Annotated in this window: 26 protein-coding genes; 10 read left to right on the forward strand and 16 right to left on the reverse strand. The window is 62.2% G+C overall.

The window, feature by feature from the left end; genetic code table 11:
• Positions 1–129: 129 nt before the first annotated feature.
• Positions 130–1,053 (reverse strand): zinc ABC transporter substrate-binding protein ZnuA, encoded by a 924-nt coding sequence (gene znuA / locus ACIPO9_RS24865; protein WP_400784067.1) that lies wholly within the window; start codon positions 1,051–1,053, stop codon positions 130–132.
• 66 nt (positions 1,054–1,119) lie between these two features.
• On the opposite strand from znuA, the gene ACIPO9_RS24870 reads away from it, so the two are divergent.
• From ACIPO9_RS24870 to ACIPO9_RS24885, 4 genes are all read left to right on the forward strand, one after another.
• The gene (locus ACIPO9_RS24870; protein WP_274132002.1) at positions 1,120–1,602 is read left to right on the forward strand and encodes a Fur family transcriptional regulator; all 483 of its coding nucleotides are present in this window, start codon (positions 1,120–1,122) and stop codon (positions 1,600–1,602) included.
• Positions 1,602–2,408 carry a zinc ABC transporter ATP-binding protein ZnuC gene (gene znuC / locus ACIPO9_RS24875; RefSeq protein WP_274132166.1) on the forward strand — a complete coding sequence of 269 codons (807 nt, stop codon included), beginning with the start codon at positions 1,602–1,604 and terminating at the stop codon, positions 2,406–2,408. Before ACIPO9_RS24870 ends, znuC begins: the two co-directional genes overlap by 1 nt.
• Positions 2,401–3,183 (forward strand): zinc ABC transporter permease subunit ZnuB, encoded by a 783-nt coding sequence (znuB, locus tag ACIPO9_RS24880; RefSeq protein ID WP_274132004.1) that lies wholly within the window; start codon positions 2,401–2,403, stop codon positions 3,181–3,183. Before znuC ends, znuB begins: the two co-directional genes overlap by 8 nt.
• A gap of 156 nt (positions 3,184–3,339) precedes the next feature.
• Positions 3,340–4,053 carry a PA5502 family lipoprotein gene (locus ACIPO9_RS24885; protein ID WP_400784068.1) on the forward strand — a complete coding sequence of 238 codons (714 nt, stop codon included), beginning with the start codon at positions 3,340–3,342 and terminating at the stop codon, positions 4,051–4,053.
• A 173-nt stretch (positions 4,054–4,226) separates the two neighbouring features.
• Here ACIPO9_RS24885 and katE read toward each other — a convergent pair whose 3' ends face one another.
• Positions 4,227–6,383: a catalase HPII gene (gene katE / locus ACIPO9_RS24890; protein ID WP_274132008.1), complete on the reverse strand. Its 2,157-nt coding sequence runs from the start codon at positions 6,381–6,383 to the stop codon at positions 4,227–4,229.
• Positions 6,384–6,788: 405 nt separating this feature from the next.
• On the opposite strand from katE, the gene ACIPO9_RS24895 reads away from it, so the two are divergent.
• The 3 genes from ACIPO9_RS24895 (at position 6,789) to ACIPO9_RS24905 (ending at position 9,309) form a co-directional block, all read left to right on the forward strand.
• Entirely contained in the window at positions 6,789–7,796 is a 1,008-nt protein-coding gene (locus ACIPO9_RS24895) for a methionine ABC transporter ATP-binding protein (protein ID WP_274132010.1), read from the forward strand.
• Positions 7,796–8,470: a methionine ABC transporter permease gene (locus ACIPO9_RS24900; RefSeq protein WP_400610495.1), complete on the forward strand. Its 675-nt coding sequence runs from the start codon at positions 7,796–7,798 to the stop codon at positions 8,468–8,470. The genes ACIPO9_RS24895 and ACIPO9_RS24900 overlap by 1 nt, the downstream gene beginning before the upstream one ends.
• Positions 8,471–8,535: 65 nt before the next feature.
• Complete coding sequence (locus ACIPO9_RS24905; protein ID WP_274132014.1) at positions 8,536–9,309, forward strand: MetQ/NlpA family ABC transporter substrate-binding protein; 774 nt, start codon at positions 8,536–8,538, stop codon at positions 9,307–9,309.
• Between the two features lie 133 nt (positions 9,310–9,442).
• Here ACIPO9_RS24905 and ACIPO9_RS24910 read toward each other — a convergent pair whose 3' ends face one another.
• The 5 genes from ACIPO9_RS24910 to ACIPO9_RS24930 form a co-directional block, all read right to left on the reverse strand.
• Positions 9,443–10,075 carry an SCO family protein gene (locus tag ACIPO9_RS24910; protein WP_400610497.1) on the reverse strand — a complete coding sequence of 211 codons (633 nt, stop codon included), beginning with the start codon at positions 10,073–10,075 and terminating at the stop codon, positions 9,443–9,445.
• Positions 10,072–10,971, reverse strand: coding sequence for a heme o synthase (gene cyoE / locus ACIPO9_RS24915; protein ID WP_400784070.1), 900 nt, complete (start codon positions 10,969–10,971; stop codon positions 10,072–10,074). The genes ACIPO9_RS24910 and cyoE overlap by 4 nt, the downstream gene beginning before the upstream one ends.
• Before the next feature lie 139 nt (positions 10,972–11,110).
• The gene (locus ACIPO9_RS24920) at positions 11,111–12,166 is read right to left on the reverse strand and encodes a heme A synthase (protein ID WP_400784072.1); all 1,056 of its coding nucleotides are present in this window, start codon (positions 12,164–12,166) and stop codon (positions 11,111–11,113) included.
• Between the two features lie 10 nt (positions 12,167–12,176).
• Positions 12,177–12,770, reverse strand: coding sequence for a hypothetical protein (locus ACIPO9_RS24925; RefSeq protein ID WP_274132018.1), 594 nt, complete (start codon positions 12,768–12,770; stop codon positions 12,177–12,179).
• Positions 12,736–13,500, reverse strand: a complete 765-nt coding sequence (locus ACIPO9_RS24930) for an SURF1 family protein (protein WP_400784126.1) — start codon at positions 13,498–13,500, stop codon at positions 12,736–12,738. The genes ACIPO9_RS24925 and ACIPO9_RS24930 overlap by 35 nt, the downstream gene beginning before the upstream one ends.
• Positions 13,501–13,571: 71 nt before the next feature.
• Here ACIPO9_RS24930 and ACIPO9_RS24935 point away from each other — a divergent pair, with 71 nt between their 5' ends.
• Complete coding sequence (locus ACIPO9_RS24935) at positions 13,572–13,775, forward strand: twin transmembrane helix small protein (RefSeq protein WP_274132020.1); 204 nt, start codon at positions 13,572–13,574, stop codon at positions 13,773–13,775.
• A 107-nt stretch (positions 13,776–13,882) separates the two neighbouring features.
• Here ACIPO9_RS24935 and ACIPO9_RS24940 read toward each other — a convergent pair whose 3' ends face one another.
• From ACIPO9_RS24940 to coxB, 4 genes are all read right to left on the reverse strand, one after another.
• Entirely contained in the window at positions 13,883–14,767 is an 885-nt protein-coding gene (locus tag ACIPO9_RS24940) for a cytochrome c oxidase subunit 3 (protein WP_400784074.1), read from the reverse strand.
• Between the two features lie 26 nt (positions 14,768–14,793).
• A complete protein-coding gene (locus ACIPO9_RS24945; RefSeq protein WP_400610504.1) occupies positions 14,794–15,357 on the reverse strand; it encodes a cytochrome c oxidase assembly protein in 564 nt (187 codons plus the stop codon).
• 1 nt (position 15,358) lies between these two features.
• Complete coding sequence (gene ctaD / locus ACIPO9_RS24950; RefSeq protein WP_400784075.1) at positions 15,359–16,957, reverse strand: cytochrome c oxidase subunit I; 1,599 nt, start codon at positions 16,955–16,957, stop codon at positions 15,359–15,361.
• A gap of 160 nt (positions 16,958–17,117) precedes the next feature.
• A complete protein-coding gene (gene coxB, locus ACIPO9_RS24955; RefSeq protein ID WP_400784077.1) occupies positions 17,118–18,245 on the reverse strand; it encodes a cytochrome c oxidase subunit II in 1,128 nt (375 codons plus the stop codon).
• Positions 18,246–18,614: 369 nt separating this feature from the next.
• Here coxB and ACIPO9_RS24960 point away from each other — a divergent pair, with 369 nt between their 5' ends.
• Positions 18,615–19,265, forward strand: a complete 651-nt coding sequence (locus ACIPO9_RS24960; RefSeq protein WP_274132028.1) for a hypothetical protein — start codon at positions 18,615–18,617, stop codon at positions 19,263–19,265.
• Positions 19,266–19,379: 114 nt separating this feature from the next.
• On the opposite strand, the gene ACIPO9_RS24965 is transcribed toward ACIPO9_RS24960, so the two are convergent.
• From ACIPO9_RS24965 to ACIPO9_RS24975, 3 genes are all read right to left on the reverse strand, one after another.
• Positions 19,380–20,909: a SulP family inorganic anion transporter gene (locus tag ACIPO9_RS24965; RefSeq protein ID WP_400610510.1), complete on the reverse strand. Its 1,530-nt coding sequence runs from the start codon at positions 20,907–20,909 to the stop codon at positions 19,380–19,382.
• 216 nt (positions 20,910–21,125) lie between these two features.
• Positions 21,126–21,857 (reverse strand): carbonic anhydrase, encoded by a 732-nt coding sequence (locus ACIPO9_RS24970; RefSeq protein WP_274132031.1) that lies wholly within the window; start codon positions 21,855–21,857, stop codon positions 21,126–21,128.
• Positions 21,858–22,196: 339 nt separating this feature from the next.
• On the reverse strand, positions 22,197–23,255 hold the full coding sequence (locus ACIPO9_RS24975; protein WP_400784078.1) for a PA0069 family radical SAM protein: 1,059 nt from the start codon (positions 23,253–23,255) through the stop codon (positions 22,197–22,199).
• Between the two features lie 186 nt (positions 23,256–23,441).
• Between ACIPO9_RS24975 and ACIPO9_RS24980 the strand changes: the two genes are divergently transcribed.
• Positions 23,442–24,122, forward strand: coding sequence for a dual specificity protein phosphatase family protein (locus tag ACIPO9_RS24980; protein WP_400784079.1), 681 nt, complete (start codon positions 23,442–23,444; stop codon positions 24,120–24,122).
• Between the two features lie 199 nt (positions 24,123–24,321).
• Here ACIPO9_RS24980 and ACIPO9_RS24985 read toward each other — a convergent pair whose 3' ends face one another.
• Positions 24,322–24,609, reverse strand: coding sequence for a YheV family putative zinc ribbon protein (locus ACIPO9_RS24985; protein ID WP_274132037.1), 288 nt, complete (start codon positions 24,607–24,609; stop codon positions 24,322–24,324).
• The gene (gene prlC / locus ACIPO9_RS24990; RefSeq protein WP_400784081.1) at positions 24,606–26,657 is read right to left on the reverse strand and encodes an oligopeptidase A; all 2,052 of its coding nucleotides are present in this window, start codon (positions 26,655–26,657) and stop codon (positions 24,606–24,608) included. The genes ACIPO9_RS24985 and prlC overlap by 4 nt, the downstream gene beginning before the upstream one ends.
• Positions 26,658–26,715 lie beyond the last annotated feature (58 nt).

The raw sequence follows: 26,715 nt of genomic DNA on the forward strand, positions 1-26,715 counted from the left end.
TGGCGCTTGCGTTTAACCCCCGGCCGGTGGTCTTTTTTCGGCCCCCCCCCCCCCCCCCGGCCCCGGCCCCCCCCCCCCCCCGCGGGGGGGGCCCCCCCCCCCCCCCCCCGCGACCGGATCTGCAAGGCGTTACAAGCTCTCCAGACACCCCGCCAGATCATCCGCCAGCTTGCTCAACAGCTGCTCATAGCCTTGCGCAGTGGCAGGCGTGTAACCGCCCAACCCATCCAGCTCGGCCAGCTTCACCGGCAAGCCCGCGCTCAGGGTGTCAGCCAGTTTCGGACGCAGGGGCGGCTCGCTGAACACGCAGGTCTTGCCGTACTCGGTCAGGCGCGCACGCATCGCAGCGACGTGCTGGGCACCGGGCTGGACTTCATGGCTGACCGCGAACACGCCCGCATGCTGGATGCCATAGGCCTCTTCGAAATAGTCGAAAGCCTCATGAAACACGAAGTATTTCTTGTCAGCGATGCCCGCAACACGCTGTTTGATTTTCGCGTCCAGCGCGTCCATCCGCTCATCGAACGCCTTGACGTTGCTCTCGTAGCGCGCAGCATTGGCCGGATCCGCCTGGCTCAGGTCAGCGGCCATTTTTGCGGCAATGACGCGAGCATTGACGGTGGACAGCCACAGGTGCGCATCGACGCTGCCGGGGCGGTGATCGTGGTCATGCTCGTCGTCATCCCCGTCATCGTGATGCTCGCTGCTGGCAACGAAATGACGCAAATGCATCCCCGGCAGGGTCTGCACGGCCACCGACGCCTTGGTGCGGCCACTCAAAACGCGAGGCAGGAAGGTTTCCATGTCAGGGCCGATCCAGTACAGCAGGTCGACCTCCTGAACCCGCCGTACGTCGGATGGGCGCAGCGCATAGTTATGCGGCGATGCGCCCGGGGGCAGCAGCACTTCAGGCACCGCGACACCATCCTGTACGGCCGCTGCGATCAGCTGTAGCGGCTTGATGCTGGTCAGTACCCGAACCTCGGCCTGAGCCGTGGAAATTGCGGAAAAACCGGTGATGAACACGACAAAAATTAAAAAAATTCGGGACACGATGACCACTCATGGGGGCAGGAACGGGTAACATAATAACGTCTCTCTCAAAAGTCGTCGCCGCCCATGTCCAAAACTCCACTGGCCAGCCGCCCCCACGATCACTCCCATTGCGTGCACAGTGCACTCGCGCAAGCCGACGCCCTGTGCGCCGGAAAAGGCCTGCGCCTGACAGCGCTGCGCCGTCGCGTGCTGGAGCTGGTCTGGCAGAGCCACAAGCCGCTGGGCGCCTATGACATCCTCGCCGTCTTGAGCGAAGAGGACGGCCGCCGCGCCGCGCCACCCACGGTGTACCGCGCGCTGGACTTCCTGCTTGAACACGGCCTGGTTCACCGCATCGCGTCGTTGAACGCCTTCGCCGGCTGCAATCATCCCACTCACGCCCATCAGGGCCAGTTCCTGATCTGCCGCGAATGCCATGCCGCCATCGAGCTGCAACATGGCGCCATCAGCTCGGCCATTGTCAGCGCGGCCAACGAAGTCGGCTTTGCGGTGGAAACCCAGACCGTCGAAGTGGTCGGGGTATGCGCTGGCTGCAAGGCCGCCTGATGAGCGACGCACTGATTCGCCTGAACGCCGTCAGCGTGACCCGTTCGGGCCAAAGCGTGCTGGACAACATCCAGCTCAGCGTCCGTCCCGGCGAGATCGTCACCCTCATCGGCCCCAATGGCGCGGGCAAGACCACCCTGGTTCGTGCCGTCCTGGGTCTGCTCAAGCCCGATTCGGGCGAGGTGTGGCGCAAGCCGAAGCTGCGTGTGGGCTACATGCCACAGAAACTGCACGTGGACGCCACGCTGCCGCTTTCGGTACTGCGTTTTCTGCGCCTGGTGCCGGGCGTCGATCGGGAAACCGCGCTGGCTGCGCTGGTTGAAGTCGGGGCTGAAAAAGTCATCGACAGCCCGCTGCAAGGCATTTCCGGCGGCGAGATGCAGCGCGTCTTGCTGGCCCGCGCGCTGCTGCGTGAACCCGAACTGCTGGTGCTCGACGAGCCCGTGCAAGGGGTGGACGTCGCCGGGCAAGCCGAGCTGTACGCGCTGATTACCCAACTGCGCGACCGCCATCAGTGCGGCGTGCTGATGGTGTCCCATGACCTGCACCTGGTGATGAGCACCACCGATCAGGTGGTCTGCCTGAACCGTCATGTCTGCTGCTCCGGCCACCCCGAGCAGGTCAGCAACGACCCGGCCTTCGTCGAGCTGTTCGGTCAGAACGCGCCGAGCCTGGCGATCTATCACCACCACCACGATCACGCCCACGATCTGCATGGCGAAGTGTGCCAGCCGGCACCGGCGGCCGATCACGCCCACCCTCACAACCATACTCATGACCACGGGGACAGCTGCAAGCATGGCTGACTTTCTACTCTATGCCTTGCTCGCAGGCCTCGCGCTGGCCGTGGTGGCCGGCCCTCTGGGTTCGTTCGTGGTCTGGCGGCGCATGGCCTATTTCGGCGACACCCTGTCCCACGCGGCGCTGCTGGGCGTTGCCCTGGGCTTTCTGCTGGACATCAGCCCGACCATCGCCGTGACCGTCGGCTGCCTGTTGCTGGCGATCCTGCTGGTGACCCTGCAACAGCGCCAGCCGCTGGCTTCCGACACGCTGCTGGGGATCCTCGCGCCGAGCACGCTGTCGTTGGGCCTTGTGGTACTGAGCTTCATGCGCGATGTGCGCATCGACCTGATGGGTTACCTGTTCGGCGACCTGCTGGCGATCAGCCCGACCGATCTTTCCTGGATTCTGGGTGGCAGCGCCGCGGTGCTGGTATTGATCTGCGCGCTGTGGCGGCCATTGCTGGCGATCACCGTGCATGAAGAACTGGCGACCGTCGAAGGCTTGCCCGTGGCCACGCTGCGCATGACGCTGATGCTGCTGATCGCCGTGGTCATCGCCGTGGCGATGAAAATCGTGGGTGTGTTGCTGATCACGTCCCTGCTGATTATCCCGGCCGCTGCGGCACAACGTCACGCTCGCTCGCCTGAGCAAATGGCGCTAGGGGCGAGCGTCATCGGCATCCTGGCGGTGTGCGGCGGGCTGGCGCTTTCCTGGTTCAAGGACACCCCCGCAGGCCCGTCTATTGTGGTCTCTGCCGCAGCCCTGTTTCTGCTGAGCTTCGTTTTGCCCAAGCGGTAGAACCTTGTGCTGTAACAACAGTCATACTCGGCAATAATTGAATGGCGGCAATATGCAATGACCCACTGCAGGCCGCCGATGTCGATCAGTTATTTTCGGTGCAAGGCACTTTTGTGTAGACTTGCTCGTTTTTTGCGCAAATAGAGAATCGCAGGAATGAAGCCGTTCCCATCCCGTTATCTGCTGCTTGCTGCATTTTCCATCGTATTGGCCGCCTGCCAGAGCAAGCCTGTCGAGCCGCCCGCAGCCGTTGCGGCGCCTGATGCCTACCAGCAGTTGGAGCAGAACATCGCCAGCAGCGAACTGGCCACCGCCGAAGACCAGCTCGCCGCGCTGCAAGCCAAGGACCCTGACGATCCTCGCCTGGAGCAACTTCAGCGCGAACTGGCCGAGGCCTACCTGAGCCGCAGCCAGATCGTTCTGCAAAAAGGTGATGTCAACGCTGCCGCTACCGCACTGAGCCGCGCCCGCGCGCTGATGCCCAAGGCACCGGCGCTGACCAGCGGCGTCAACGGCGCCATCGCCCACGCCCGCAAGGCCGAGCTGGACAAGGCCGAAGCCGAGCTGCGCGCCGCCGAGGCCAAGCGCACTGCCAAGATCATCGACCCGACCGTCGAGAGCACCACGATCAGGCTGAAGATCGACGATTCGAAACAGATGCGCCGCCAATTGAACGACATCGCCGCCGATATCACCGCGTTCAACTGCGAAGTGACGGTTCAGGTCCCGCGCACCGACGACTATCCGTGGCTGGCCACCTTGCTGACCAAGCGGGTGAGCAAGATCAATCCGGACTTCGAGCTGCAGATCCAGCGCGAGATTGAGAAGACCGAGCCTGCGCAGATCATCCTGAAGCCTGCGAAGCTTTGATTGTTTTTTGAGCAAAACAAAGGCGTTGCCCTCACAGGCAACGCCTTTTTTATTGCTCAAACCCCGACCTGTAGGAGCGCGCTTGCCCGCGACCGCGGTGTGTCAGAAATCACATCGGGTCCTGACACACCGCCGTCGCGGGCAAGCGCGCTCCTACAAAGGTCAGCCGTTGATCACGCCGGAATCGCCTTGGCCTTCGGCTCCCGCGCCCACACCCGGTGCTGCTGGATGGCGTCGAAGAACGCCTTGAACGACTTCTCATCCGACACGGCCAGCAACCCCGCATCCGCCTCAAGACGCAGCAAGTCGATCAAATCCTGCGCATCTCCTGCATAGGCAATCGCCTTCAGGTGCTTATAGGCCTCCAGCACGAAGTGCAGTGCCACGCCATTGCCGCTCAATGCCTTCACCGACGCCCCGCCCGGGATGAACACCGCATCGAAGATGACCGACGGCATCCCTTCCATCGACGCATCCACCGCCAGGGTCTTGCCGCCTGCGGTCTTCACCGGTGCGGAGGTCGGGCCGAGAACCTTGGCGTGGGCCGACTGGGCTTCCAGCGCAGCCTTCATGGTCGCCACGGCCTTATCGTCCACGCCGTCGGCCACGAGAATGGCCACTTTGCGCGAGGCGATGTCGCCGGCCAGCAGATTGACCTGACTGAGCAGCGGCGACGTGTCCACCGTCGGTTTGCCGGTCTTCTGCGGTTTCACGGTCGCACCCTTGGGCGCAGGCAGGCCGAGGTTTTCCGCGACTCGCTTGGCCAGAGTCAAGTCGATGTTGGCCAGGATCTCGTTCACCTGCCGCGCACGAATGTGTTCACGCTCAACCTTGCCCAGCTCGAAGCTGTAGGCAGCGATGATGTGTTCCTTTTCGTGCTCGCTCATGCTGTTGAAGAACAGCGTGGCCTGGGAGAAGTGATCGCCGAACGACGGGCTGCGCTCGCGTACCTTGTGCGCTTCGATGCGTTCCTGATACGTCTCGAAGCCGCCATCCTGCGGTGCTGCCGGGGTTTCCTTCGGCCAGCCGCCGTCAATGGAGTTGGGCTCGTAGGACGCGCGGCCCTTGTCGATGGTCATGCGGTGCTGGGCATCGCGCTGGCCACTGTGGTTGGGCGCAACCGGGCGGTTGATCGGGATCTCGTGAAAGTTCGGCCCGCCCAGTCGGCTGATCTGTGTATCGGTGTAGGAAAACAGCCGGCCCTGCAGCAGCGGGTCATTGGAGAAGTCGATGCCTGGCACAATATGGCCCGGGCAGAACGCTACCTGCTCGGTTTCAGCGAAGTAGTTGTCCGGGTTGCGGTTGAGCACCATCTTGCCCAGCGGCGTCACCGGCACCATTTCTTCGGGGATGATCTTGGTGGGGTCCAGCAGGTCGAAATCGAACTTGTGCTCGTCCTCTTCAGCAACGATCTGCACGCCCAGTTCCCACTCAGGGTAATCGCCGGACTCGATGGATTCCCACAGGTCACGACGGTGGTAATCGGTGTCCTTGCCCGCGAGCTTCTGCGCTTCGTCCCACAGCAGCGAGCAGGTGCCGTACTTGGGCTTCCAGTGGAATTTCACGAACGAGGCCTTGCCCTCGGTATTGATCATGCGGAAGGTGTGAATGCCAAAGCCCTGCATGCTGCGCAGATTTTTCGGGATGGCCCGGTCGGACATGGCCCACAGCACCATGTGCGCCGATTCCGGCACCAGCGAGACGAAATCCCAGAAGGTGTCGTGGGCCGAGCCGCCGGTAGGAATCTCGTTGTGAGGCTCGGGCTTCACGGCGTGGACGAAGTCAGGAAACTTGATCGCATCCTGGATGAAGAACACTGGCATGTTGTTGCCCACCAGGTCGTAGTTGCCTTCACCGGTGTAGAACTTCACCGCGAAACCACGCACGTCGCGCACGGTATCCCCGGAACCGCGTGGTCCCTGTACCGTGGAAAAGCGCACGAACACCGGGGTTTTCTTCCCCGGATCGCGTAGGAATTCTGCCTTGCTCAGCGCGGAATGGTTCTCGTAGGTCTGAAAGTAACCGTGAGCCGCCGTACCGCGCGCATGGACGATGCGCTCTGGAATCCGCTCATGGTCAAAATGCGTGATCTTTTCGCGCATGATGAAATCTTCGAGCAGCGACGGCCCGCGATTGCCGACTTTCAGCGAGTTCTGGTTATCCGAAACCTTCACCCCGTGGTTGGTGCGCAGGGCCTGACCAGTGGCGTCGGAGCGGAACTGTTCGAGGCTTTGCAGCTTTTCGTTGGTATTGCCACGGTCCAGTGTGTCGGTACCTGCCAACTCGCTCTTCGGTGTATCGCTAACAGGGGTCGTTTTCTTGGTAGCCATCAGACAGAAACTCCTCGGTTCAGGCGGCTCTCACTCAACCCTGCATAGGCAAGGGCGGTTCAAGCTCGGTAAGCAGGGATTTCCCTGACAAAGCACAGGGAGAAATCGCGGCGCTTACTTAGTGACTGAGGAGAAAAATGGCCGTTCCGTGTTTTTTCCAACCTTTGGTCTAACGTTGCTTGGGCCATCGATACCGGTTTTTATGACCGTTGGGCAGGTCACCTGCCAAATAAATACTAAGAATGCTGGGCCCAAGCCCGGCCTGACAGGCTAAAATGCGCGCCCGGTTTATCCAGCCGAGGCGATAAATGGCCGAAATGGCATCGCCCCAGCAGTTCGCCCGCGCTCAAAGTGCCTTCAAGATTGCGAACTGAATTTCCAACGCGCCCCCACAAGGTTCGCTACGTGATCGAGTTTCATAACGTCCATAAAACCTATCGGGTTGCCGACAGGGAAATTCCCGCGCTGCATCCCACCAGCCTGCAGGTCCAAGCCGGCCAGGTGTTTGGCCTGATTGGCCACTCCGGCGCAGGCAAAAGCACCATGCTGCGTCTGATCAACCGTCTGGAAGCGCCAAGCGGCGGCAAGATCCTGGTCGACGGGGTGGATGTCACCGCCCTCGATGCGGACGGCCTGCGCGGCTTCCGGCGTCAGGTCGGGATGATCTTCCAGCACTTCAATCTGCTGTCGTCCAAGACCGTGGCCGACAACGTCGCCATGCCGCTGACCCTGGCCGGGGACATGTCCCGTGCGCAGATCGATCAGCGTGTGGCCGAGTTGTTGGCGCGGGTCGGGCTGTCCGACCACGCGAAGAAGTACCCGGCGCAGTTGTCCGGCGGCCAGAAACAGCGCGTCGGCATCGCCCGCGCCCTGGCGACCAAGCCCAAGATCCTGCTGTGCGACGAGGCCACCAGTGCCCTGGACCCGCAGACCACGGCGTCGGTGCTGCAACTGCTGGCGGAGATCAACCGCGAGCTGAAGCTGACCATCGTGCTGATCACCCACGAGATGGACGTCATTCGTCGCGTCTGCGATCAGGTGGCGGTGATGGATGCCGGGGTGATCGTCGAGCAGGGCGCGGTGGCGGATGTATTCCTGCATCCCAAGCACCCGACCACTCGCCGTTTCGTCCAGGAAGACGAGCAGGTTGACGAGAACGAGCAGAATTCGGACTTCGCCCACGTGCAGGGTCGCATCGTGCGTCTGACGTTCCAGGGCGAAGCGACCTACGCGCCGCTGCTGGGTACCGTCGCCCGGGAAACCGGCGTGGACTACAGCATCCTGGCCGGTCGTATCGACCGCATCAAGGACACTCCCTACGGGCAACTGACGCTGGCCATCACTGGCGGCGACATGGAGGCCGCGTTCGCGCGCTTCACCGCCGCTGACGTTCACATGGAGATCCTGCGCTGATGGAAACCCTGCTCAATCTGTTTTCCAACGTCGACTGGTACGAAATCTGGGTCGCGACCGGCGACACGCTGATCATGCTTGGCGTATCCCTGGCGTTCACCGTGCTGCTGGGCCTGCCCCTGGGCGTGCTGATGTTCCTCACCTCGCCGCGCCAGTTGCTTGAAAACAAGCCGGTCTATGCCACCGTCGGCCTGATCGTGAACATGCTGCGGGCCTTGCCGTTCATCATCCTGCTGATCGTGATGATGCCGCTGACCGAAATCATCACCGGCACCTCGCTGGGGATTCTCGGCACCCTGCCGCCGCTGATCGCAGGCGCCACGCCGTTCTTCGCGCGCCTGGTGGAAACCGCGCTGCGCGAAGTGGATCGCGGCATCATCGAGGCCATTCAGGCGATGGGCGCCACCACCCGGCAGATCATCGTCAAGGCGCTGCTGCCCGAGGCGCGGCCGGGCATCCTGGCGGCGATCACCGTCACGGCCATTGCCCTGGTGTCGTTCACGGCCATGGCCGGTGCGGTCGGTGCGGGCGGGCTGGGTGACCTGGCGATTCGCTACGGTTACCAGCGCTTCCAGAACGATGTGATGTTCGTGACGGTCGTATTGCTGCTGGTGCTGGTGCAGATTCTGCAAACCGTGGGCGACAAGCTGGTCGCGCACTTTTCACACCGTTAATTGAATTGGCCGGTTTCAACTGGCAGGTGCGTGTCACTGGGCACGCATTTCAAGGAGTAAGAGATATGAAGAAGCTGTTGGCCGTTTTCGCCGCCGTCACCGCGCTGTCCGCCCACGCCGATGAAACCCTGACCGTCGCCGCGACCGCCGTGCCCCACGCCGAGATCCTGGAGTTCGTCAAACCTGCGCTGGCCAAAGAGGGCGTGACCCTGAACGTGAAGGTCTTCAATGACTATGTGCAGCCGAACGTGCAGGTCGACCAGAAGCGCATGGACGCCAACTTCTTCCAGCACCAGCCGTACCTGGACGAGTTCAACAAGGGCAAGGGCACTCACCTGGTGAGCGTGGCCAAGGTTCACGTCGAACCGTTCGGCGCGTATTCGGACAAGATCAAGAACCTGGCCGACCTGCCCGACGGCGCCACCGTTGCCCTGCCCAATGACGCGACCAACGAGGGCCGTGCGTTCCTGCTGCTGGTCAAGGCCGGTCTGATCACCCTGAAGGATCCGACCAGCATCACCGCGAAGCCAAGCGATGTGCAGCAGAACCCTAAAGCGCTGAAATTCCGTGAGCTGGAAGCCGCGACCCTGCCGCGAGTGTTGACCCAGGTCGATCTGGCGCTGATCAACACCAACTACGCGCTGACCGCCAAGCTCGATCCAACCAAGGATGCGCTGATCATCGAAGGCCAGGAATCGCCGTACGCCAACATCCTGGTAACCCGCGAAGACAACAAGGACGCGCCGGCCATCCAGAAGCTGGTCGCAGCCTTGCACAGCCCCGAAACCCGCGAGTTCATCCAGACCAAATACAAAGGCGCCGTGGTCCCGGCGTTCTGATCATATCGCAACACTGTAGGAGCGCGCTTGCCCGCGACTACGGTATGTCTGTGGTACTTAAGCCATCTGACACACCGCCGTCGCGGGCAAGCGCGCTCCTACGACCTTCGGCCAGAGTCAAAAGCGTCGTCGCTTATTTCCTCTCAACCAACCCCGGCAACTGCGCCACCAGCTTCTGGTTGTTCAGCGGCGCGCGGATAAAGCCGCGCTGGGTGCCGTCCGGGCCCAGCAGGGCGAGGTTGCCGCTGTGGTCCACCGTGTAGTTCGGCTTGCTGGTATCGGCCGGAATGAACGGAATACTCACCGCATTGGCCAGTTTCTGAATGCTGTCCACCGGCGCCGTCAGCCCCACGAACTGCTTGTCGAAGTAACCCAGGTAGGTTTTCAACTGCGCAGGCGTGTCCCGGTTGGGGTCAACGCTGACCAGCACGATGCGCAACTTGTCCACCGCCTCCCTGGGCAGCTCGCTCTTGATCTGGCGCAGTTGGGCGAGGGTGGTCGGGCAGATGTCCGGGCAGAAGGTGTAGCCGAAAAACAGCAGCGTCCACTTGTCTTTCAGGCTGTCCAGCGCCACCGGCTGGCCGTCCTGGTCGGTCATCTTCAGGTCCGGCACATTGCGCGCCTGGGGCAGCAGGATCACACCGGCGTCGATCAGCGCGGTCTGGTCGCCCTGGCCTTTGCCCGAGAGCACACGGTTGACGGTCAGGCCCAGCACCAGCGCCACGATGGCCACGAGAATGAAGACGGTCTTTTGGGTTCGGGTCATAAATTCAACAGTAAGTAGTGATCTACGAGCAGCGCGATGAACAGCCACAGCAAGTACCAGATCGAGTACTTGAAGGTGTTGATCGCTGCGTGCGGCTGGCTGCCACGGTACAACACCAGAGCCCAATGCAGAAAGCGAATCCCCAGCGCACTGGCGCAGATCAGGTACAGCAAGCCGCTCATCTTTATCACGTAGGGCATCAGGCTCACGGCCAGCATCACGCAGGTGTAGAGCACGATGTGCAGCTTGGTGTAACGCTCGCCGTGGGTCACCGGCAGCATCGGGATATCGGCCCGGGCGTATTCCTCCTTGCGGTGGATGGCCAGCGCCCAGAAGTGCGGCGGGGTCCAGGCGAAGATGATGAGGGTCAGCAACAATGGCTCGGCGCTCAGATGCCCGGTGACCGCCACCCAGCCCAGCATCGGCGGCGCGGCACCGGCCAGGCCGCCGATGACGATGTTCTGCGGCGTCGCGCGCTTGAGAAAGCCGGTGTAGATCACCGCGTAGCCGAGCAACGAGGCCAGCGTCAGCCAGGCGGCGAGGGCATTGGTGAAGGTCAGCAGCAGCGCCTGTCCGCCAATAGCTAATATCGCCGCGAAGGTGAGGGCGGCCACGGGCGACACCCGGCCTTCGGCGATGGGCCGCTTGTGGGTGCGGGCCATCAAGGCGTCGATGCGCCGGTCCACCACATGATTGACCACCGCAGCGCCGCCGGCGCACAGGGTGATGCCCAGATTGCCGAACAACAGCACCGCCCACGGCACGCCCGCGCGGGTGGCGAGGAACATGCCCACCAGCGAGGTGATGAGCATCAGCACCAGGACCTTGGGCTTGGTCAGCTCCAGGTAATCGCGCCACAGCGCCTGGCGATGCCGAACGCCGGTGGTGGTTGTCATGTAAACCCCCTCTAAAAATCACACCAACCCGTAGGAGCGCGCTTGCCCGCGATGGCGGAGTGCCTGAACCCGATGTGGGTCTGACACACCGCCGTCGTCCGAATGCGGCCCAGACCAAGCGCGCTCCTACAGGGTTCGGTTACCGATGTGGGCCAAGGTGCAGAAGCACATGGGCGTGTTGCCAGATGCTCGGCGCGTGCCTTCTGGCCACCACAAACACCGGCCGGACCCGGTAGTTGATGAGCGTCATGGTCAGCATCAACGCCGCGCCACCTGCGTTGTGAGCCACCGCCACGTCCAGCGGCAAATGAAACAGCACATTGCTGATGCCCAATGACACCTGCACCCCCAGCGCCAGCACCAACAACCCCGCCAGCCCCTTGAGCCCTGCGCGGTTAAGCTGCCAGGCCAGTGCCAGCAACGAGATCGTCACCAGCAAGGCGCCGATGCGATGGGTCAGGTGAATCGCCGTGCGCGCCTCGCTGTCGAGTTTGCCGCCCAGATAATTGGGGCCGATGTGCTGGGTCAGGTGAAAGCCGTTGGCAAAATCGGCGTCCGGCCACCATTGGCCCTGGCAGGTGGGCAGGTCGATACAGGCCATGGCCGCGTAGTTGGAACTGACCCAGCCCCCCAACGCAATCTGCAAGGCGACCAAGCCGAGCCCGACCGCTGCCAGGCGCCGCAAACGCGGTTCGATCTGCGGCATCGGTGCGAGCATGCCGCTCAAACGCACGGCCAGCAGGAACAACAGGCTCAACGTCGTGATGCCGCCCAACAGATGCGCCGTGACCACCTGGGGCCAGAGCTTGAGCGTCACCGTCCACATGCCGAACGCCGCTTGCGCGAACACCACGCCCACCAGCGCCAGAGGCAATCCCACCGGCTGGCCGGCAATGTGCCGCCGATGCCAGGCCTGCACGCCGAGCATCATGATGGCCAGCGCCAGCCCGCCGGCAAAATAGCGGTGCACCATCTCGTTGCGACCCTTGTGCTCTATGACAGGCGCGTCCGGGTAGTGCAGTTCGGCGTGGGCCAGTTGCGCCTCGGTCTTGGGCACGCTGATGAAGCCGTAGCAGCCGGGCCAGTCCGGGCAGCCGAGGCCTGCGTGGGTCAATCGGGTGTAGGCGCCCAGCAGTACGACCACCAGGGCGAGCAGGGTTGCAAACAGAGCAAGACGAAATCCGGGCTTGGTCATCACGACCCCCTTAGCCGATGTTCGACAGTTTCAACAGTTGGCGCAGGTCGTTGAGCAGATCCTTGCCATTGACCTCGGCGCCGTAGCGCAGCACAAGATTGCCGTGGGGATCGACGATCCACAGCTGCGGCAGGTCGACTCCGGGCGCGGTGCGCTGGTAACGCTTGATGTCCAATGGGTAGCGCTGCAACTGTGGGTACTCGCGGGCCAGCTTGGCGTCATAGGCCGGATCCAGCGGCTCGGTGGTGGTCAGTGCGTGGCTGGCACGGGTGGCATCGCGGCCCAGCCCGATCTGAATCTGCCGCGCCAGGTACACCAGTTGCTGGCAATCGGCTTCGCAGGGGCCGGGCGCGGTCACCAGTAACTGCCAGCGCGTCTCGTCGGACTGTACGCCAAGCTCGGTGCGGGTTTCGCCGGTGGCGATCAGGTCCCCGTGATAGTTACGGCTGTCCGGCACCCAGAATTTGAACTTGTACATACTGGTGGCCAGAATCATCGGGCCGATTGCCACCAACAACACCGCAATCAGTTGCAGGCGCCCGCGACGCCGGCTTTTCGCTGGCCGGCGCTCAGACGTGCTGGCTGGACTCATCGCTGTTCCCATGGGCGTTCTCCTTGTTTTTATTGTTCTTTGCGGGGCGGCGCGGGCTGAAACCCAGGAACAGGTAGAGCCCGACCAGCGCGGTGGACATCGCGAACCACTGCACCGCATACCCCAGATGTTTCTCCGGCCCCATGGCGACCACCGGCCAGTCGGTGCGATAGGCGGCGGGACCGGCTTCCAGGCGCAGTTCGTGGGCGAAGCCTTCGCGGTTCATCTCAGGCCACACCTTGGCCGGATCAATCGCCGTGAGCAGTTTCGGCCAGCTCGCGCCTTGCGCATCGGGATGCAGCTGGAAGGTCGCCCCCGGCGACACATACACCCAGGCATCCAGATTCATCGCCTCGGCAGGTGTTTCGAAAGCCGGCGGTGTGCGCCGGTCGGGCCACGGCAGCCAGCCGCGATTGACCATCAGCCACAACCCGCTGGACTGGTCATGAAACGGCTGGATCAGCTCGACCCCGGCCTTGCCGTCGCGCACGCTGTTGTCCAGCAACAGGCTGTGCTGGGCATCGAAGCTGCCGCGCAGTTGCACCCGGCGGTATGCGGGGTCGGCGGTGGTTGGCAACAATTCGGCGGACATCGGCGGCGCGGCACGGCGTTCGGCGTAGGTATCGAGCAGGAGGCGCTTTTCCTCACCGCGCCCCAGTTGCCAGAAGCCAAGCGAAACCAGCACCGGCAGCACGACGAGCACCACCAGCGTGGGCGCAATGCCAGGCCGGAAGCGTCGCATCACGCGGCCCTCACTCGCATGCCCGCCACACCTATACTGGTTTGCATAACCTTCGCTCCCGGAGTGACCCGATGCTCAAAGTGGCCATAGTCGTGATGCTCATCGCCACCATCGTCAGCCTTTTCAGCGGGCTGTTCTTCCTGGTCAAGGACGACGCTTCATCGACCCGCCTGCTCAAGGCTTTGACCGTTCGTGTGCTCTGCGCCGCCATTACCCTGACGTTGATTGCCTATGGCTATTTCAGCGGGCAGCTGGTCTACCACACCCCTTGGTAATTCCACTTGTAGGAGCGCGCTTGCCCGCGATTGCGGTGTGTCAGCTAAAAAAATGTGTCTGATGCACCGCCATCGCGGGCAAGCGCGCTCCTACAGGTCGGTGGTGGTCATAGGACGTACACAAATACAAACAACCCCACCCAAACCACATCCACAAAGTGCCAATACCAGCTCGCCGCCTCGAATCCGAACTGCTGCTCGGCGTTGAAATGCCCGCGCATGATCCGCATCAGCATCACAAACAGAATGATCGTGCCGATGGTCACGTGGGCGCCGTGAAAGCCGGTGAGGATGAAGAAGGTCGCGCCATAGATGCCTGAACCCAGGGTCAGGCCCAGCTCGGTGTAGGCCTCGTGGTATTCGATCGCTTGCAGCGTCAGGAACGCGAGGCCCAGCAGGATGGTCAGCGCCAGCCACAGTTTCAGCGCCCCGCGATGGCCCTTCTTCAGCGCGTGGTGGGCGATGGTCACCGTGACGCTGGAACTGACCAGCAAGGCGGTGTTGATCAGCGGCAGATGCCACGGATCGATGACCTCCTTGGGCGGAGGAAAGAGTTTCGGGTCCGGTGTATGCAGCAGCGGCCAGACATTCTCAAAGCTCGGCCAGAGCATGTGGGCGATGCCCTTGGGACCGTCACCGGCCAGCGCTGGCAAGGTGATGTGGCGCACGTAGAACAGTGCGCCGAAGAACGCCACGAAGAACATCACTTCCGAGAAGATGAACCAGCTCATGCCCCAGCGGAACGAGCGATCCATCTGCGCGCTGTACAGGCCCGCCCGGCCTTCCTTGATGACCGTGCCGAACCAGCCGAACATCATGTACGCGACCATCAGCGCGCCGACGCAGAAGATCAGGGCGCCGTGGGTGTCGCGGCCGGCCTTCAGGCCAATCAGCCAGGTGCCCAGGCCGTACATGGTGACGAACATGCCCAGCGTGGCGATGATCGGCCATTTGCTCTGTGCCGGAACGTAATAATGCTCATGGGATGCCATCTTCAGAATCTCCTCAGGCCCTGGGCCTAACCGCCATTGGCCGCCACGGGGCGGACCACGGGCGGCATGCGAGCGGTGATATCGAACAGCGTGTAAGCGAGCGTCAGGTGTTTCACATCCTTGGGCAGGTCGCGGTCGACGATGAAGCGCACCGGCATTTCGATGCGCTCGCCCGGTTGCAGCATTTGCTGGGTGAAGCAGAAGCATTCGGTCTTGTGGAAGTACATCGCAGCGGTGCTCGGCGAAATGCTCGGGATCGCCTGGGCGGTCATCGCCTTGCTGGTCGGGTTCTGCGCCACGAACAACATCTCGCTCACCGCCCCCGGGTGCACCACGATTTCCTGAGCCTCAGGATAGAAGCCCCATGTCATGTCGGCATTGTTGGTGGCCAGAAACTGCACCCGCACCTGACGGCTGTCGTCCACCTGCTGGGTCTGGGAGTACTGGCCTCCCGTCTTGCCGTTGATGCCCAGCGCCTTGCACATCACGTCATAGATCGGCACCAGCGCAAAACCGAAGGCGAACATCAGCACCACCAGGATCAGCAGGCGGGTGACCAGTCGCCGGGTTGTGCGCTCGGTAGTGGCCATCTCAATGGTCTCTGTCACTGATGTCCGGCGGCGTCACGAAGGTGTGATACGGCGCAGGCGAGGGCACGGTCCACTCAAGGCCATCGGCGCCATCCCAGGGCCTGGCGGGCGCAGGCGGGCCGCCACGGATGGTCTTGATGACGATGAACAGGAAGAAGATCTGCGTGGCGCCAAAGGTGAACGCACCGATGGACGAGACCATGTTGAAGTCGGCGAATTGCAGGTTGTAGTCAGGCACGCGGCGCGGCATGCCTGCCAGCCCCACGAAGTGCATCGGGAAGAAGGCCATGTTCATGCCGATGAAGGACAGCCAGAAATGCAGCTTGCCCAGGGTTTCGTCGTACATGTGGCCGGTCCATTTCGGCAGCCAGTAGTAGGCCGACGCGAAGATGCCAAAGATCGCACCCGGCACCAGCACGTAGTGGAAATGCGCGACCACGAAGTAGGTGTCCTGGTACTGGAAGTCAGCGGGGGCAATGGCCAGCATCAAGCCGGAGAAGCCGCCGATGGTGAACAGGATCACGAACGCCACGGCAAACAGCATCGGCGTCTCGAAGGTCAGTTCGCCCTGCCACATGGTGCTGACCCAGTTGAACACTTTCACCCCGGTCGGCACGGCGATGAGCATCGTCGCGTACATGAAGAACAGCTCGCCCACCAGCGGGATGCCGACCACGAACATGTGGTGCGCCCAGACGATGAACGACAGGAAGGCGATGCTCGCCGTGGCGTAGACCATCGACGTGTAGCCAAACAGCGGCTTGCGCGAAAACGCCGGGATGATCGAACTGACCGCGCCGAAAGCCGGCAGGATCATGATGTACACCTCGGGGTGGCCGAAGAACCAGAACACATGCTGGAACAGCACCGGATCACCGCCACCCGCCGCGCTGAAGAAGCTGGTGTGGAAATGGATATCCATCAGCATCATGGTCACGCAACCTGCCAGCACTGGCATCACCGCAATCAGCAGGAAGGCGGTAATCAGCCAGGTCCAGACGAATAGCGGCATTTTCATCAGGGTCATGCCTGGGGCGCGCAGGTTGAGAATGGTGGCGATGACGTTGATCGCGCCCATGATCGAGCTGATGCCCATCAAGTGAATGGCGAAGATGAAGTAGGTGACGCTTTCCGGCGCGTAGGTGGTGGACAGCGGCGCGTAGAAGGTCCAGCCGAAGTTCGGCCCGCCGCCGGGGGTGAACAGCGTCGAAACCAGCAGCAGGAACGCGGCGGGCAACAGCCAGAAGCTGAAGTTGTTCATCCTCGGCAAGGCCATGTCCGGCGCGCCGATCATCAGCGGGATCATCCAGTTGGCCAGACCGACGAACGCCGGCATCACCGCACCGAACACCATCACCAGCCCGTGCATGGTGGTCATCTGGTTGAAGAACGCCGGCTCCACGATTTGCAGGCCTGGCTGGAACAGCTCGGCACGGATCACCATGGCGAAGGAGCCGCCGAGCAGGAACATGCAGAAGCTGAACCACAGGTACAGCGTGCCGATGTCCTTGTGGTTGGTCGTCAGCACCCAGCGCATCAGGCCCTTGGCGGGGCCATGGGCATGGCCTTCGTGGCCATGGTCGTCAATCACTGCACTCATGTCCTGTCTCCTGCGAAACACTGACGGATCGGCATTGCTGTTGTCGCCGCTTTGTAGGAGCGCGCTTGCCCGCGACGGCGTCGTGTCAGGTGGTAAATCCGCTTCAGACACGGCCCGGTCGCGGGCAAGCGCGCTCCTACAGCGATCTCTGCGAAGCGATTCATTTCGCAGCCGCCTGTTTAAGCGCCAGCACGTCTTTTGGCGTGACCATGTCGCCTTTGTTGTTGCCCCAGGCATTGCGTTCGTACGTCACGACCGCTGCGATATCGACTTCCGACAGCTGCTTGCCGAACGCTGCCATCGCGGTGCCAGGACGCCCGTTGAACACGGTCGCCAGGTGCTCTTCTTTCGGCCCGAGTACGGTTTTCGAGCCCTTGAGTGCCGGGAACATCGGCGGCAGGCCCTGGCCTTCAGCCTGGTGGCAGGCCGCGCAGGTGGTGTGATAGACCTTGTCGCCCTGGGCCACCAGTTCCTCAAGCGTCCAGTCCTTGCTGGTCAACTCTTTTAGCTTGGCGGCTTCTTGCTTGCGCCCGGCGAGCCAGGTGTCGTAGTCGGCCTGGGTCTTGGCTTCGACCACAATCGGCATGAAGCCGTGATCCTTGCCGCACAGCTCGGCGCACTGGCCGCGGTAGATGCCGGGCTTCTCGATGCGGGTCCAGGCCTCATTGACGAAACCGGGAATGGCGTCGCGCTTGACCGCGAACGCGGGCACCCACCAGGAATGGATGACGTCAGCGGAAGTCACCAGAAAGCGGATCTTCACCCCAATCGGCACCACCAGCGGCTGATCCACCTCAAGCAGGTAGTGCTCGCCCTTGGCTTCCTTGTTGTGGATCTGATCCTGGGGAGTGGCCAGATTGCTGAAGAACTCGACGTCCTGGCCCAGGTACTTGTAGTTCCACTTCCACTGGTAACCGGTGACCTGGATATCCAGGCCCGATTCCGTGTTGTCGTACATTTGAATGAGGGTCTTGGTGGCGGGGATCGCCATGACGACCAGAATCACCAGCGGCACGACCGTCCAGAGGATTTCCACCGTCGTGCTTTCATGGAATTTGGCGGCAACCTGCCCGGTTGACCGTCTGTGAACGATCATCGACCAGAACATCGCGCCGAACACGATGATCCCGATCACCACACAGATCCAGAAGATGGTCATGTGCAGGTCGAAGACTTCGTGACTTACCTCGGTCGCTCCAGGTGCCATATTCGTAGTCCAGGCGGCGTGCACCGGACTGAATATCGACCACAACAGGAGGCCCATCCAGACGTGTGGATGTCGCATCATTGCGCTTTCCCCTCTTGTTCTTCTTATAGCCAGCAGTCACTTGCGGGCGAGGGAGCGGTCGATTAAGTCGCTAAGGGGACCGGGGCCTGGCCTGCACTTCCAGTTCAGACATCATCAGCATCTACTCACAGACCCGAGTATAGACACGCCGCCATCACGCGCACGCAGTGGAGAATCTGCAAATCCGAGCTATACGCACGCGCTTTTACTGAGAAAAATCGACGAAATCGGGGAGAAAGTGGCCTTTTAATAGCCAATGCACATAACCATGAAACTGTTATGACAATTACGTCTTAGCGACGTTGCCAAGCAAGCTAACGTATGACTTCCCTATAATGACAGCCTGGTTTTTCGCCCCATGGAGCATTCATGAACACCGCCGCATTGCGCGAGCAGATCACCCAAGCACAAGAACACGAGACAAGGACCGGCGGGCTGCTCCGCCAACTCGAGTTACAACTTCCCCATCTGCACCCTGCCATCCATCTGCCCGATGTCGATGCCAGAGGGGTGTTGACGCGTTTCGTCATCGCCTACATCGAACAAGTCCCGGACCTGCTGGACGCCGCCCACGAAGTGGCGCGCCAGGCCGGGATCGAAAGCCAGATCAAGCCGGTGCTGAAAATCGCCGAGCAGTTTTTCAGCGCGCCACCGGCCATCATGGAAGGCCATGAGGGTCTGGACGGGCTGCTGGACGAGGCCTACCTGGCCCATCGTCTGGTGGAAGAAGTGAACGATTTGTACATCACCCACCTGCGCCAGCCACTGATCCCGGTCAATACCACCGTGGCCAGCGTCATCGCCCACCAATTGATCGGCGAAGAATTCGCCAACCAGCTCGATGAAGTGGTGCACCACGCCATCGACCAGTTGCTCAACGAGGACAGCTTCTCGCTGGAGTCGGTCGAGGCCTACCGCGAAAAGCTCGCCAGCCCCGACACGGAAGCGGCGTGGAAACGCTGGCCAAGCCTGTCACGCCAGTTGGGTGTGGGGCTTGAGATGGAATGCGCGAAGGATTGATTTACCCACTGTAGGAGCGCGCTTGCCCGCGACCGCGGTGTGTCCATGACGTATTTTTTTGTCTGACACGCCGCAATCGCGGGCAAGCGCGCTCCTACAATGTTTCCACCGATATCAATGCATCGCAGCGCCACCAATCGACGTACGCATCCGCCCTTCGACCCTGCGCTTGAGCAACCGCTGCTCCAGCACCAGGCGCGAGCCTTGCGCGGCATTGGCGCGGCCCCAGTCTTCCAGCAACTCCAGGCAGGAATGGTCGATGTAGCTCAGGTTACCCAACGGCACGTGCAGCGTGGTGCCTGGCGGAACTGCGCCCAGCGCCTGGGTCAATGCCGGCACCTTGAGAAAGGTCGCAGCCCCCGTGAGGCGCAATTCCATCTCGCCCTCGGTTTCGAGATCCACCAGATTGATCTTCAACCGCGATGCGTTCAGCGCCAGTTGCACCAGTGTCAGGCCGAAGCCGATCAACACGCCGGTCAACAGGTCGGTGAAGATGATCGTGCCCGCAGTCGCCGCGTAGATGAACATCGGCATGCGGCCGTAACGGCCCAGGCCACGCAGCGCCTTGAAGTCCACCAGCTTCACACCGGTGTACACCAGTACACCCGCCAGGCTCGCCACCGGAATGCTTTGCAGCACGCTGGACAGCAATAGCACGAACGCCAGCAACCAGAAGCCATGGAAAATCGACGACAGGCGCGTCTTCGCCCCGGCCTGCACGTTGGCCGAACTGCGCACGATCACGCCGGTCATCGGCAGCGCGCCCACCAGGCCGCAGAGCATGTTGCCGACGCCTTGGGCGCTGAGTTCCTTGTCGAAGTCAGAACGCTGGCCGCTGTGCATGCGGTCAACAGCGGCAGCGGAGAGCAGGGTTTCGGCGCTGGCGATGAACGCCACCGCGATGGCCGCGATCAGGATTGAAGGGTCCGCCAGGTTCAACAGATCCGCCGGGCGCAGCCAGTCGATGGCTTCGCTGAGGTTGGCGGGCACCTCGACGCGGTTGACGTCCAGGCTCATCAGCAGGCTGACAACCGTGGCGATGCCCACACCCAGCAGCGCACCCGGCACAAACCGCAGCGCCTGCGGCCGGCGCTTTTCCCACAGCCACATCACCGCAATCGTACCCAGGCCCAGAAGCCCCGCCTGCATGGCGCTGCCCGGGCCCATGGCGCCAAACAGCGTCTGCGGAAAGGCGATCAGGTTATCCAGCCCCGATGGCTTGGGCCCGCTGTCGAACATCACATGGGCCTGGGACAAGACGATCAGCACGCCAATCCCGGCCAGCATGCCGTAGACCACCGCAGGCGCCGTGACCCGAAACCAGCAGCCGAGCTTGAGGCGACCGGCCAGCAGTTGCAGTACACCGGCCAGCAACAGGATCGGGCCGAGCATCGCCATGCCGTGCTCGCGCACCAGTTCGAATACCAGTACGGCAAGGCCTGCCGCAGGGCCGCTGACCTGCAACGGAGACCCCGCAAGCCAGCCGACCACGATGCCACCGATGATGCCGGTAACCAGGCCCTTGGCGGGCGGCATGCCCGAGGCAATGGCGATACCCATGCACAGCGGCAGCGCCACCAGAAAAACCACCACCGAAGCCAGCAGCTCCCGTGGCAATAAAGCTTTCAGATCCGTAGTTGCCATGGGGCTCTCCGCATAATCTTCAGACGTGACAATGCCCCGCAGCACGCACGATGCGCGGCCGCCAAGAGCTTGAATGAGGTTGGAACCGGGTAGCAGTCCGGCTTGCCGGCGGGGCGGATCAGAGGACGCCGACGCCGGCATGCCGGACTGCTACGGTCGGTGATTGCCTTTCACCGACGCAGGCTCACAAGACGCGAGCCTGCGTGCAACGGGCGATCAGTAACGCGAGCGAGGCGTCGCTGTCGGGATAGCGTGATCACCATCAAGAGGCAGGAAGGCCCCCTGCTTGGAGTCGTAGGCGCGGATTTCGCTGGTCTCGATGTTGTAGACCCAGCCGTGGATGAACAGCTGACCGCTGGCCAGTTTCGACGCCACCGATGGGTGGGTGCGCAAATGCTGAAGCTGGGCGATGACGTTCTCTTCGGTGAGCACGTGCATGGTTTCATGTTCGCCAGTGCAGTTGCAGTTGTCCTGGACCACGGTCTTGGCGACCTCAGCGTGACGCAGCCAGGCCTTGACCGTCGGCATCTTTTCCAGGGAGTCAGGGTTGAGCACCGCACGCATCGCGCCGCAGTCGGAGTGGCCGCAGACGATGATGTGCTGCACGCCCAGGGCCATGACCGCGTATTCGATGGCTGTCGAAACGCCGCCGTTCATGGGGCCGTACGGCGGAACCACGTTGCCGACGTTACGGGTGACGAACAGGTCGCCCGGCGAGCTCTGGGTAATCAGTTCAGGGACGATGCGCGAGTCGGCGCAGGTAATGAACATGGCCCGTGGGTGCTGGGCAGTGGCCAGCTTCTTGAACAGTTCTTCCTGCTGCGGGAAGACGTCATGGCGAAAATGTTTGAAGCCATCGACGATGTGTTGCAGCGCCGCGTCGGCAGATTCGGCATGGCTCGCAGCACCTGTCGTGGCGGCCTGAGGTGTTTTATCCCTGTTGCTCATGTCTCATCCTCTCTAAAAACGGATTGAAGTGGATTTTCCGGTAATTCCCGTGGGCTACCCACCTTTTCAGGCATGACGGACAATTTCATCGATATGCGACCCGCTGGTCACTTGTGAAACACCCTACCGGCCAAAACTTAATTGAAACTGAATGCACCGCTCTAACTCGCGGGTCTGGCTTAAGAAAATCTTAATCCCCGCATGTTTCCACCCCTCGTAGCAGCACGGCTTGCCGGCGGGAGCGGTGGTTCAGTTAATGATACGTTGGCTGACACACCGCCCCGCCGGCAAGCCGTGCTGCTACGGGTGCAATTGCTGACAGTTAAGACGCCACACGAGTCACAACAGTGACATCTGACCACCCGGCGGACAGAACGCCTCACAGTCGAGCCTGAAACTGTCGCGCCGGTTCAATCCCAGCTTGCGCATTGCAATACTGTAGCGCTGTGCGAGCAGCTCGGCGAACACCCCTTCGCCGCGCATCCGTGAACCGAAGCGGCTGTCGTACACCTGCCCGCCACGGCTCTGGCGCACCAGGCTCATCACGTGCTCGGCCCGTTGCGGGTAGTGCGCTTGCAGCCACTCCTCGAACAGCGGCGCGACTTCCAGCGGCAGGCGAAGCATCACGTAGCTGGCACTCAGCGCGCCGGCGGCCTTGGCCTCGCCCATCATCCGCTCAAGCTCCATATCGTTGATCATGGGGATGATCGGCGCCAGCAACACGCCGACCGGCACGCCCGCATCGCGCAGCACCCGGATCGCCCGCAGCCTGGCCTTGGGCGCCGCAGCGCGGGGCTCAAGGATGCGTTTGAGTTCGTCGTCCAGTGACGTCAGGCTGATGAACACCGACACCAGCCGCAGCTTTGCAAGCTCGGCCAGCAGGTCCAGGTCCCGCAGAATCAACGACCCCTTGGTGATGATCGTCACCGGATGCCGATAGCGCAGCAGCACTTCGAGGATGGCCCGTGTGAGCTTGTGTTCGCGCTCGATGGGCTGATACGGGTCGGTGTTGGCACCCAGGGTGATGGGCGCCACGCTGTAACCCGGCTTGGACAATTGCTGCTCAAGCAAAGCGGCCGCGTTGGTCTTGGCGATCAGCCTGGTCTCGAAATCCAGCCCCGGCGACATGTCCCAATAGGCGTGGCTGGGCCGGGCGTAGCAATAGATGCAACCGTGCTCGCACCCCCGGTACGGGTTGATGGAGCGATCGAACGGAATGTCCGGCGAGGAATTGCGCGCAATGATGCTCTTGGCCGTTTCCAGGGTAACGGTGGTGCCTTGGGTCAGCGGCACTTCCTGATACCAGCCATCGTCCTCGACCACCGAGCGATTGGGCGCGAAACGGTTGTGGGGATTGGTCGCGGTGCCGCGGCCGCGCGGGGGCAGGGAAATGGACATGCGCGCCTCTGGATAACTGTTCATATATACAGTATCGCGAAACGCCCCGTCTCTCCACGGGCAGCCGACAAAAATCCCCAAGGCACCGATCAATGGCAATCAACACGGCTTTGACATTTACCCGACATCGCCTTGACCGGCGGCGGCACAGACTCGCTGCACTTCTTCCGCCACCGGCCATTCACCATGCTTCCTCGTTTGCCCGCCATGCTGTTCGCCTCCCTGCTGGCTGTTTCGACTGTGTCGTTGGCGCAGGCCAGTGACACGACGGCACCCACGCCTGCATCCCGCCCTGCGCAGTGGGCGCAACCGATCAACATCGGTTATAACCTGTATCGGATCACGCCCACGCTGTACCGCAGCCGCCAGCCGGACGCCGATGCGCAGCCCTTGCTCAAGCAGCTTGGCATCATGACCGTGGTGAACTTCATCAAGGAAAGCGACAGCAAGTGGCTGGCAGATCCAGCCGTGACCCAGGTTCAGATTCCGCTGCAAACCGTGCACATCGACGATGCCGACGTGATCAAAAGCCTGCACGCGATTGAAACGGCGCAGCAGCGAGGTCCGGTGCTGATGCACTGCAAGCACGGCCAGGACCGTACCGGGCTGATTGCCGCGATGTATCGAATCGTGGTGCAGGGCTGGACCAAGGAGCAGGCGGTGGAAGAGATGACCCACGGCGGCTATGGCGATGAAGACAATCTCAAGCGGGGAATTGCCTACATCGACAAGGTGGATGTTCAGGCATTGAAGACGGCTTACCAAAGCGGGGCGTGCAGCACCAGCGCGCTGGCGAGGTGCGCGATCAAGGGCTGGTTTCAGAAAACCGACGTGGCCGGCGTACCCACAATCCTGTGGCGACTGTAGGAGCGCGCTTGCTCTGGGCCGCATCCGGACGATGGCGGTGTGTCAGGCGCTCAATACGTCGCGGACACCCGCATTGGCGGTCGTGACGCCCCCGTAGGAGCGCGCTTGCCCGCGACCGCGGAGTGTCAGGCGATGAATGCGTCGCGGACACACCGCCGTCGCGGGCAAGCGCGCTCCTACAGGGCGTGAGTCATACGCCTCAGCTCGGATCAACCGGCTTCTTCAACTTCGGATTAGGGAAGAACTGCACGCCCTGCACCTTCGGATCGGCTGGTTTCACCGGTGCCTTGTTGACCCGCGTACCCAACTCCTTGGGCACTGACTGGCCTTGGGCGTTGAGCGTGTCCGCGTAGCCGCAATGCACGCATTCGCGATGCGGAACGTCGTCTTCGTTCCACATCATCAGCTTGTCAGACTCACTGCACGCCGGACATACAGCCCCGGCGATGAAGCGCTTCTTGGTCACCACGCGAGGTGTGTCGCTCATGCTGCAGCGTCCTCGCTCAGGCCGGAATGACGCAACAGCGCGTCAATCGAAGGCTCACGCCCGCGGAAGTCGACGAACAGCACCATCGGCGCCTGCGAGCCACCACGGGCCAGGATCGCCTCGCGGAACGCGCGGCCGGTTTCGGCATTGAGCACGCCGTCTTCTTCGAACTTGGAGAAGGCATCGGCCGACAGCACTTCAGCCCACTTGTAGCTGTAATAGCCCGCCGCATAACCGCCGGCGAAGATGTGCGCAAAGCTGTTCGGGAAGCGGTTGTACGCCGGTGGACGCATGACCGACACCTCGTCGCGCACGCCTTCAAGCACTTGCAGCGTGGTGCGGCCGTCGCCGTGGGTAGCGTGCAGCTCGAAGTCGAACAGCGAGAATTCCAGCTGACGAACCATCATCAAGCCGGACTGGAAGTTCTTCGCTGCCAGCATTTTTTCCAGCAAATCCTGAGGCAGCGGCTCGCCGGTCTCATAGTGGCCGGAGATCAGCGCCAGGCCTTCGGGCTCCCAGCACCAGTTTTCCATGAACTGGCTAGGCAGCTCGACCGCATCCCACGCCACGCCATTGATACCCGAAGCGCCAGCATGCTCGACGCGGGTCAGCAAGTGGTGCAGGCCATGACCGAATTCGTGGAACAGGGTGGTGACTTCATCGTGGGTCAGCAGGGCAGGTTTGCCCGAGTCTGCCGGAGTGAAGTTGCACACCAGGTTGGCCACCGGGCTCTGCAGCGAGCCTGCCGAGGTGCGGCGGCGATCGCGGGCACCGTCCATCCATGCACCGCCACGCTTGTTGGCACGGGCGTAGAGGTCGAAGAAGAAGCGGCCGACGTGCTGGCCGTTTTCCTTGATTTCGAACAGGCGAACGTCAGGGTGCCAGGTATCGAAACCTTTCTGCTCGGTGATTTCGATGCCGTACAGTTTTTGCACAATGGCGAACAGGCCGCCCAGCACCTTGTCGATCGGGAAGTAGGCACGCAGGGCTTCCTGGGAAACGCTGTAGCGCTGTTCGCGCAGCTTCTCGCCGTAGAAACCGCTATCCCAGCTTTGCAGATCCGGGCAGCCTTGCTCGGCAGCATAGGCCTTCAACTGCTCAATATCCTGAGCCGCGAACGGCTTGCTGCGCTTGGCAAGGTCACGCAGGAAACTCAGTACCTGATCGCTGGATTCAGCCATCTTGGTCGCCAGGCTCAGTTCCGAGAAGCTGGCAAAACCCAACAGTTTGGCCAGTTCCTGGCGCAAATCGAGGATCTGCTCCATCACCGGGCCGTTGTCGTTCTTGCCGGCGTTCGGGCCTTGGTCGGAGGCGCGGGTGCAGTACGCGGCGTAGACTTCCTCGCGCAGCGCACGGTCCTGGGCGTAGGTCATCACCGCGTAGTAGCTCGGGAATTCCAGGGTGATGAGGTAACCTTCCAGACCTTTTGCCTGAGCCGCAGCGGCCATTTGCGCCTTGGCCGAATCGGTCAGGCCGGCGAGCGCCGCTTCGTCGGTGACGTGCTTGGTCCAGGCTTGGGTGGCGTCGAGCAACTGGTTGGAGAACTGGCTGCCCAGCTCCGACAGTTTGCTCTGCACTTCGGCGTAACGTTTCTGCTGCTCGGGCGGCAGATCGATACCCGACAGGCGGAAGTCACGCAGCGAGTGCTCCAGAATGGTCTTCTGGGCGACGTCGAAACCGGCCGCTTCCGGGCTGTTGGCCAGGGCTTCGAAGGCCTGGAACAGCTCACGGTTCTGGCCCATTTCGGTCGAGTAGGCGCTCAAGCCCGGCAGGCAGGATTCATAGGCTTCGCGCAGTTCGGCGCTGTTGCACACGGCGTTCAGGTGGCTGACCGGGCTCCAGGCAGCACCCAGGCGGTCATTCAACTCGTCCATCGCCAGCACCAGGCCAGCCCATGTAGGCTGCGTGCCTTGCTTGGCGAGGATGTCGGCAATCGCGGCGCGGTTGTCGGCAAGAATCTGGTCAATGGCAGGTTTTACGTGCTCGGCGCGGATCGCCGAGAAAGGTGGCAGGTCGTAGGATTGCAAAAGAGGGTTGTTCGCGCTCACGGTTTGGCACCTTGGCTGGAAGAAACACCTGAGCATCTTAATTACAATCGGCGCTGAC

It is taken from the genome of Pseudomonas sp. NPDC090203, assembly GCF_044746765.1.
GTDB classification, from domain to species: Bacteria; Pseudomonadota; Gammaproteobacteria; order Pseudomonadales; family Pseudomonadaceae; genus Aquipseudomonas; species Aquipseudomonas putida_AD.

Coding starts and splice junctions, on each gene's coding strand:
- ACIPO9_RS24870 (WP_274132002.1), top strand. CDS start 1,120: ATGTCCAAAACTCCACTGGCCAGCCGCCCCCACGATCACTCCCATTGC.
- znuC (WP_274132166.1), top strand. CDS start 1,602: ATGAGCGACGCACTGATTCGCCTGAACGCCGTCAGCGTGACCCGTTCG.
- znuB (WP_274132004.1), top strand. CDS start 2,401: ATGGCTGACTTTCTACTCTATGCCTTGCTCGCAGGCCTCGCGCTGGCC.
- ACIPO9_RS24885 (WP_400784068.1), top strand. CDS start 3,340: ATGAAGCCGTTCCCATCCCGTTATCTGCTGCTTGCTGCATTTTCCATC.
- katE (WP_274132008.1), bottom strand. CDS start 6,383: ATGGCTACCAAGAAAACGACCCCTGTTAGCGATACACCGAAGAGCGAG.
- ACIPO9_RS24900 (WP_400610495.1), top strand. CDS start 7,796: ATGGAAACCCTGCTCAATCTGTTTTCCAACGTCGACTGGTACGAAATC.
- ACIPO9_RS24905 (WP_274132014.1), top strand. CDS start 8,536: ATGAAGAAGCTGTTGGCCGTTTTCGCCGCCGTCACCGCGCTGTCCGCC.
- ACIPO9_RS24910 (WP_400610497.1), bottom strand. CDS start 10,075: ATGACCCGAACCCAAAAGACCGTCTTCATTCTCGTGGCCATCGTGGCG.
- cyoE (WP_400784070.1), bottom strand. CDS start 10,971: ATGACAACCACCACCGGCGTTCGGCATCGCCAGGCGCTGTGGCGCGAT.
- ACIPO9_RS24920 (WP_400784072.1), bottom strand. CDS start 12,166: ATGACCAAGCCCGGATTTCGTCTTGCTCTGTTTGCAACCCTGCTCGCC.
- ACIPO9_RS24925 (WP_274132018.1), bottom strand. CDS start 12,770: ATGGGAACAGCGATGAGTCCAGCCAGCACGTCTGAGCGCCGGCCAGCG.
- ACIPO9_RS24930 (WP_400784126.1), bottom strand. CDS start 13,500: ATGCGACGCTTCCGGCCTGGCATTGCGCCCACGCTGGTGGTGCTCGTC.
- ACIPO9_RS24935 (WP_274132020.1), top strand. CDS start 13,572: ATGCTCAAAGTGGCCATAGTCGTGATGCTCATCGCCACCATCGTCAGC.
- ACIPO9_RS24940 (WP_400784074.1), bottom strand. CDS start 14,767: ATGGCATCCCATGAGCATTATTACGTTCCGGCACAGAGCAAATGGCCG.
- ACIPO9_RS24945 (WP_400610504.1), bottom strand. CDS start 15,357: ATGGCCACTACCGAGCGCACAACCCGGCGACTGGTCACCCGCCTGCTG.
- ctaD (WP_400784075.1), bottom strand. CDS start 16,957: ATGAGTGCAGTGATTGACGACCATGGCCACGAAGGCCATGCCCATGGC.
- coxB (WP_400784077.1), bottom strand. CDS start 18,245: ATGATGCGACATCCACACGTCTGGATGGGCCTCCTGTTGTGGTCGATA.
- ACIPO9_RS24960 (WP_274132028.1), top strand. CDS start 18,615: ATGAACACCGCCGCATTGCGCGAGCAGATCACCCAAGCACAAGAACAC.
- ACIPO9_RS24965 (WP_400610510.1), bottom strand. CDS start 20,909: ATGGCAACTACGGATCTGAAAGCTTTATTGCCACGGGAGCTGCTGGCT.
- ACIPO9_RS24970 (WP_274132031.1), bottom strand. CDS start 21,857: ATGAGCAACAGGGATAAAACACCTCAGGCCGCCACGACAGGTGCTGCG.
- ACIPO9_RS24975 (WP_400784078.1), bottom strand. CDS start 23,255: ATGTCCATTTCCCTGCCCCCGCGCGGCCGCGGCACCGCGACCAATCCC.
- ACIPO9_RS24980 (WP_400784079.1), top strand. CDS start 23,442: ATGCTTCCTCGTTTGCCCGCCATGCTGTTCGCCTCCCTGCTGGCTGTT.
- ACIPO9_RS24985 (WP_274132037.1), bottom strand. CDS start 24,609: ATGAGCGACACACCTCGCGTGGTGACCAAGAAGCGCTTCATCGCCGGG.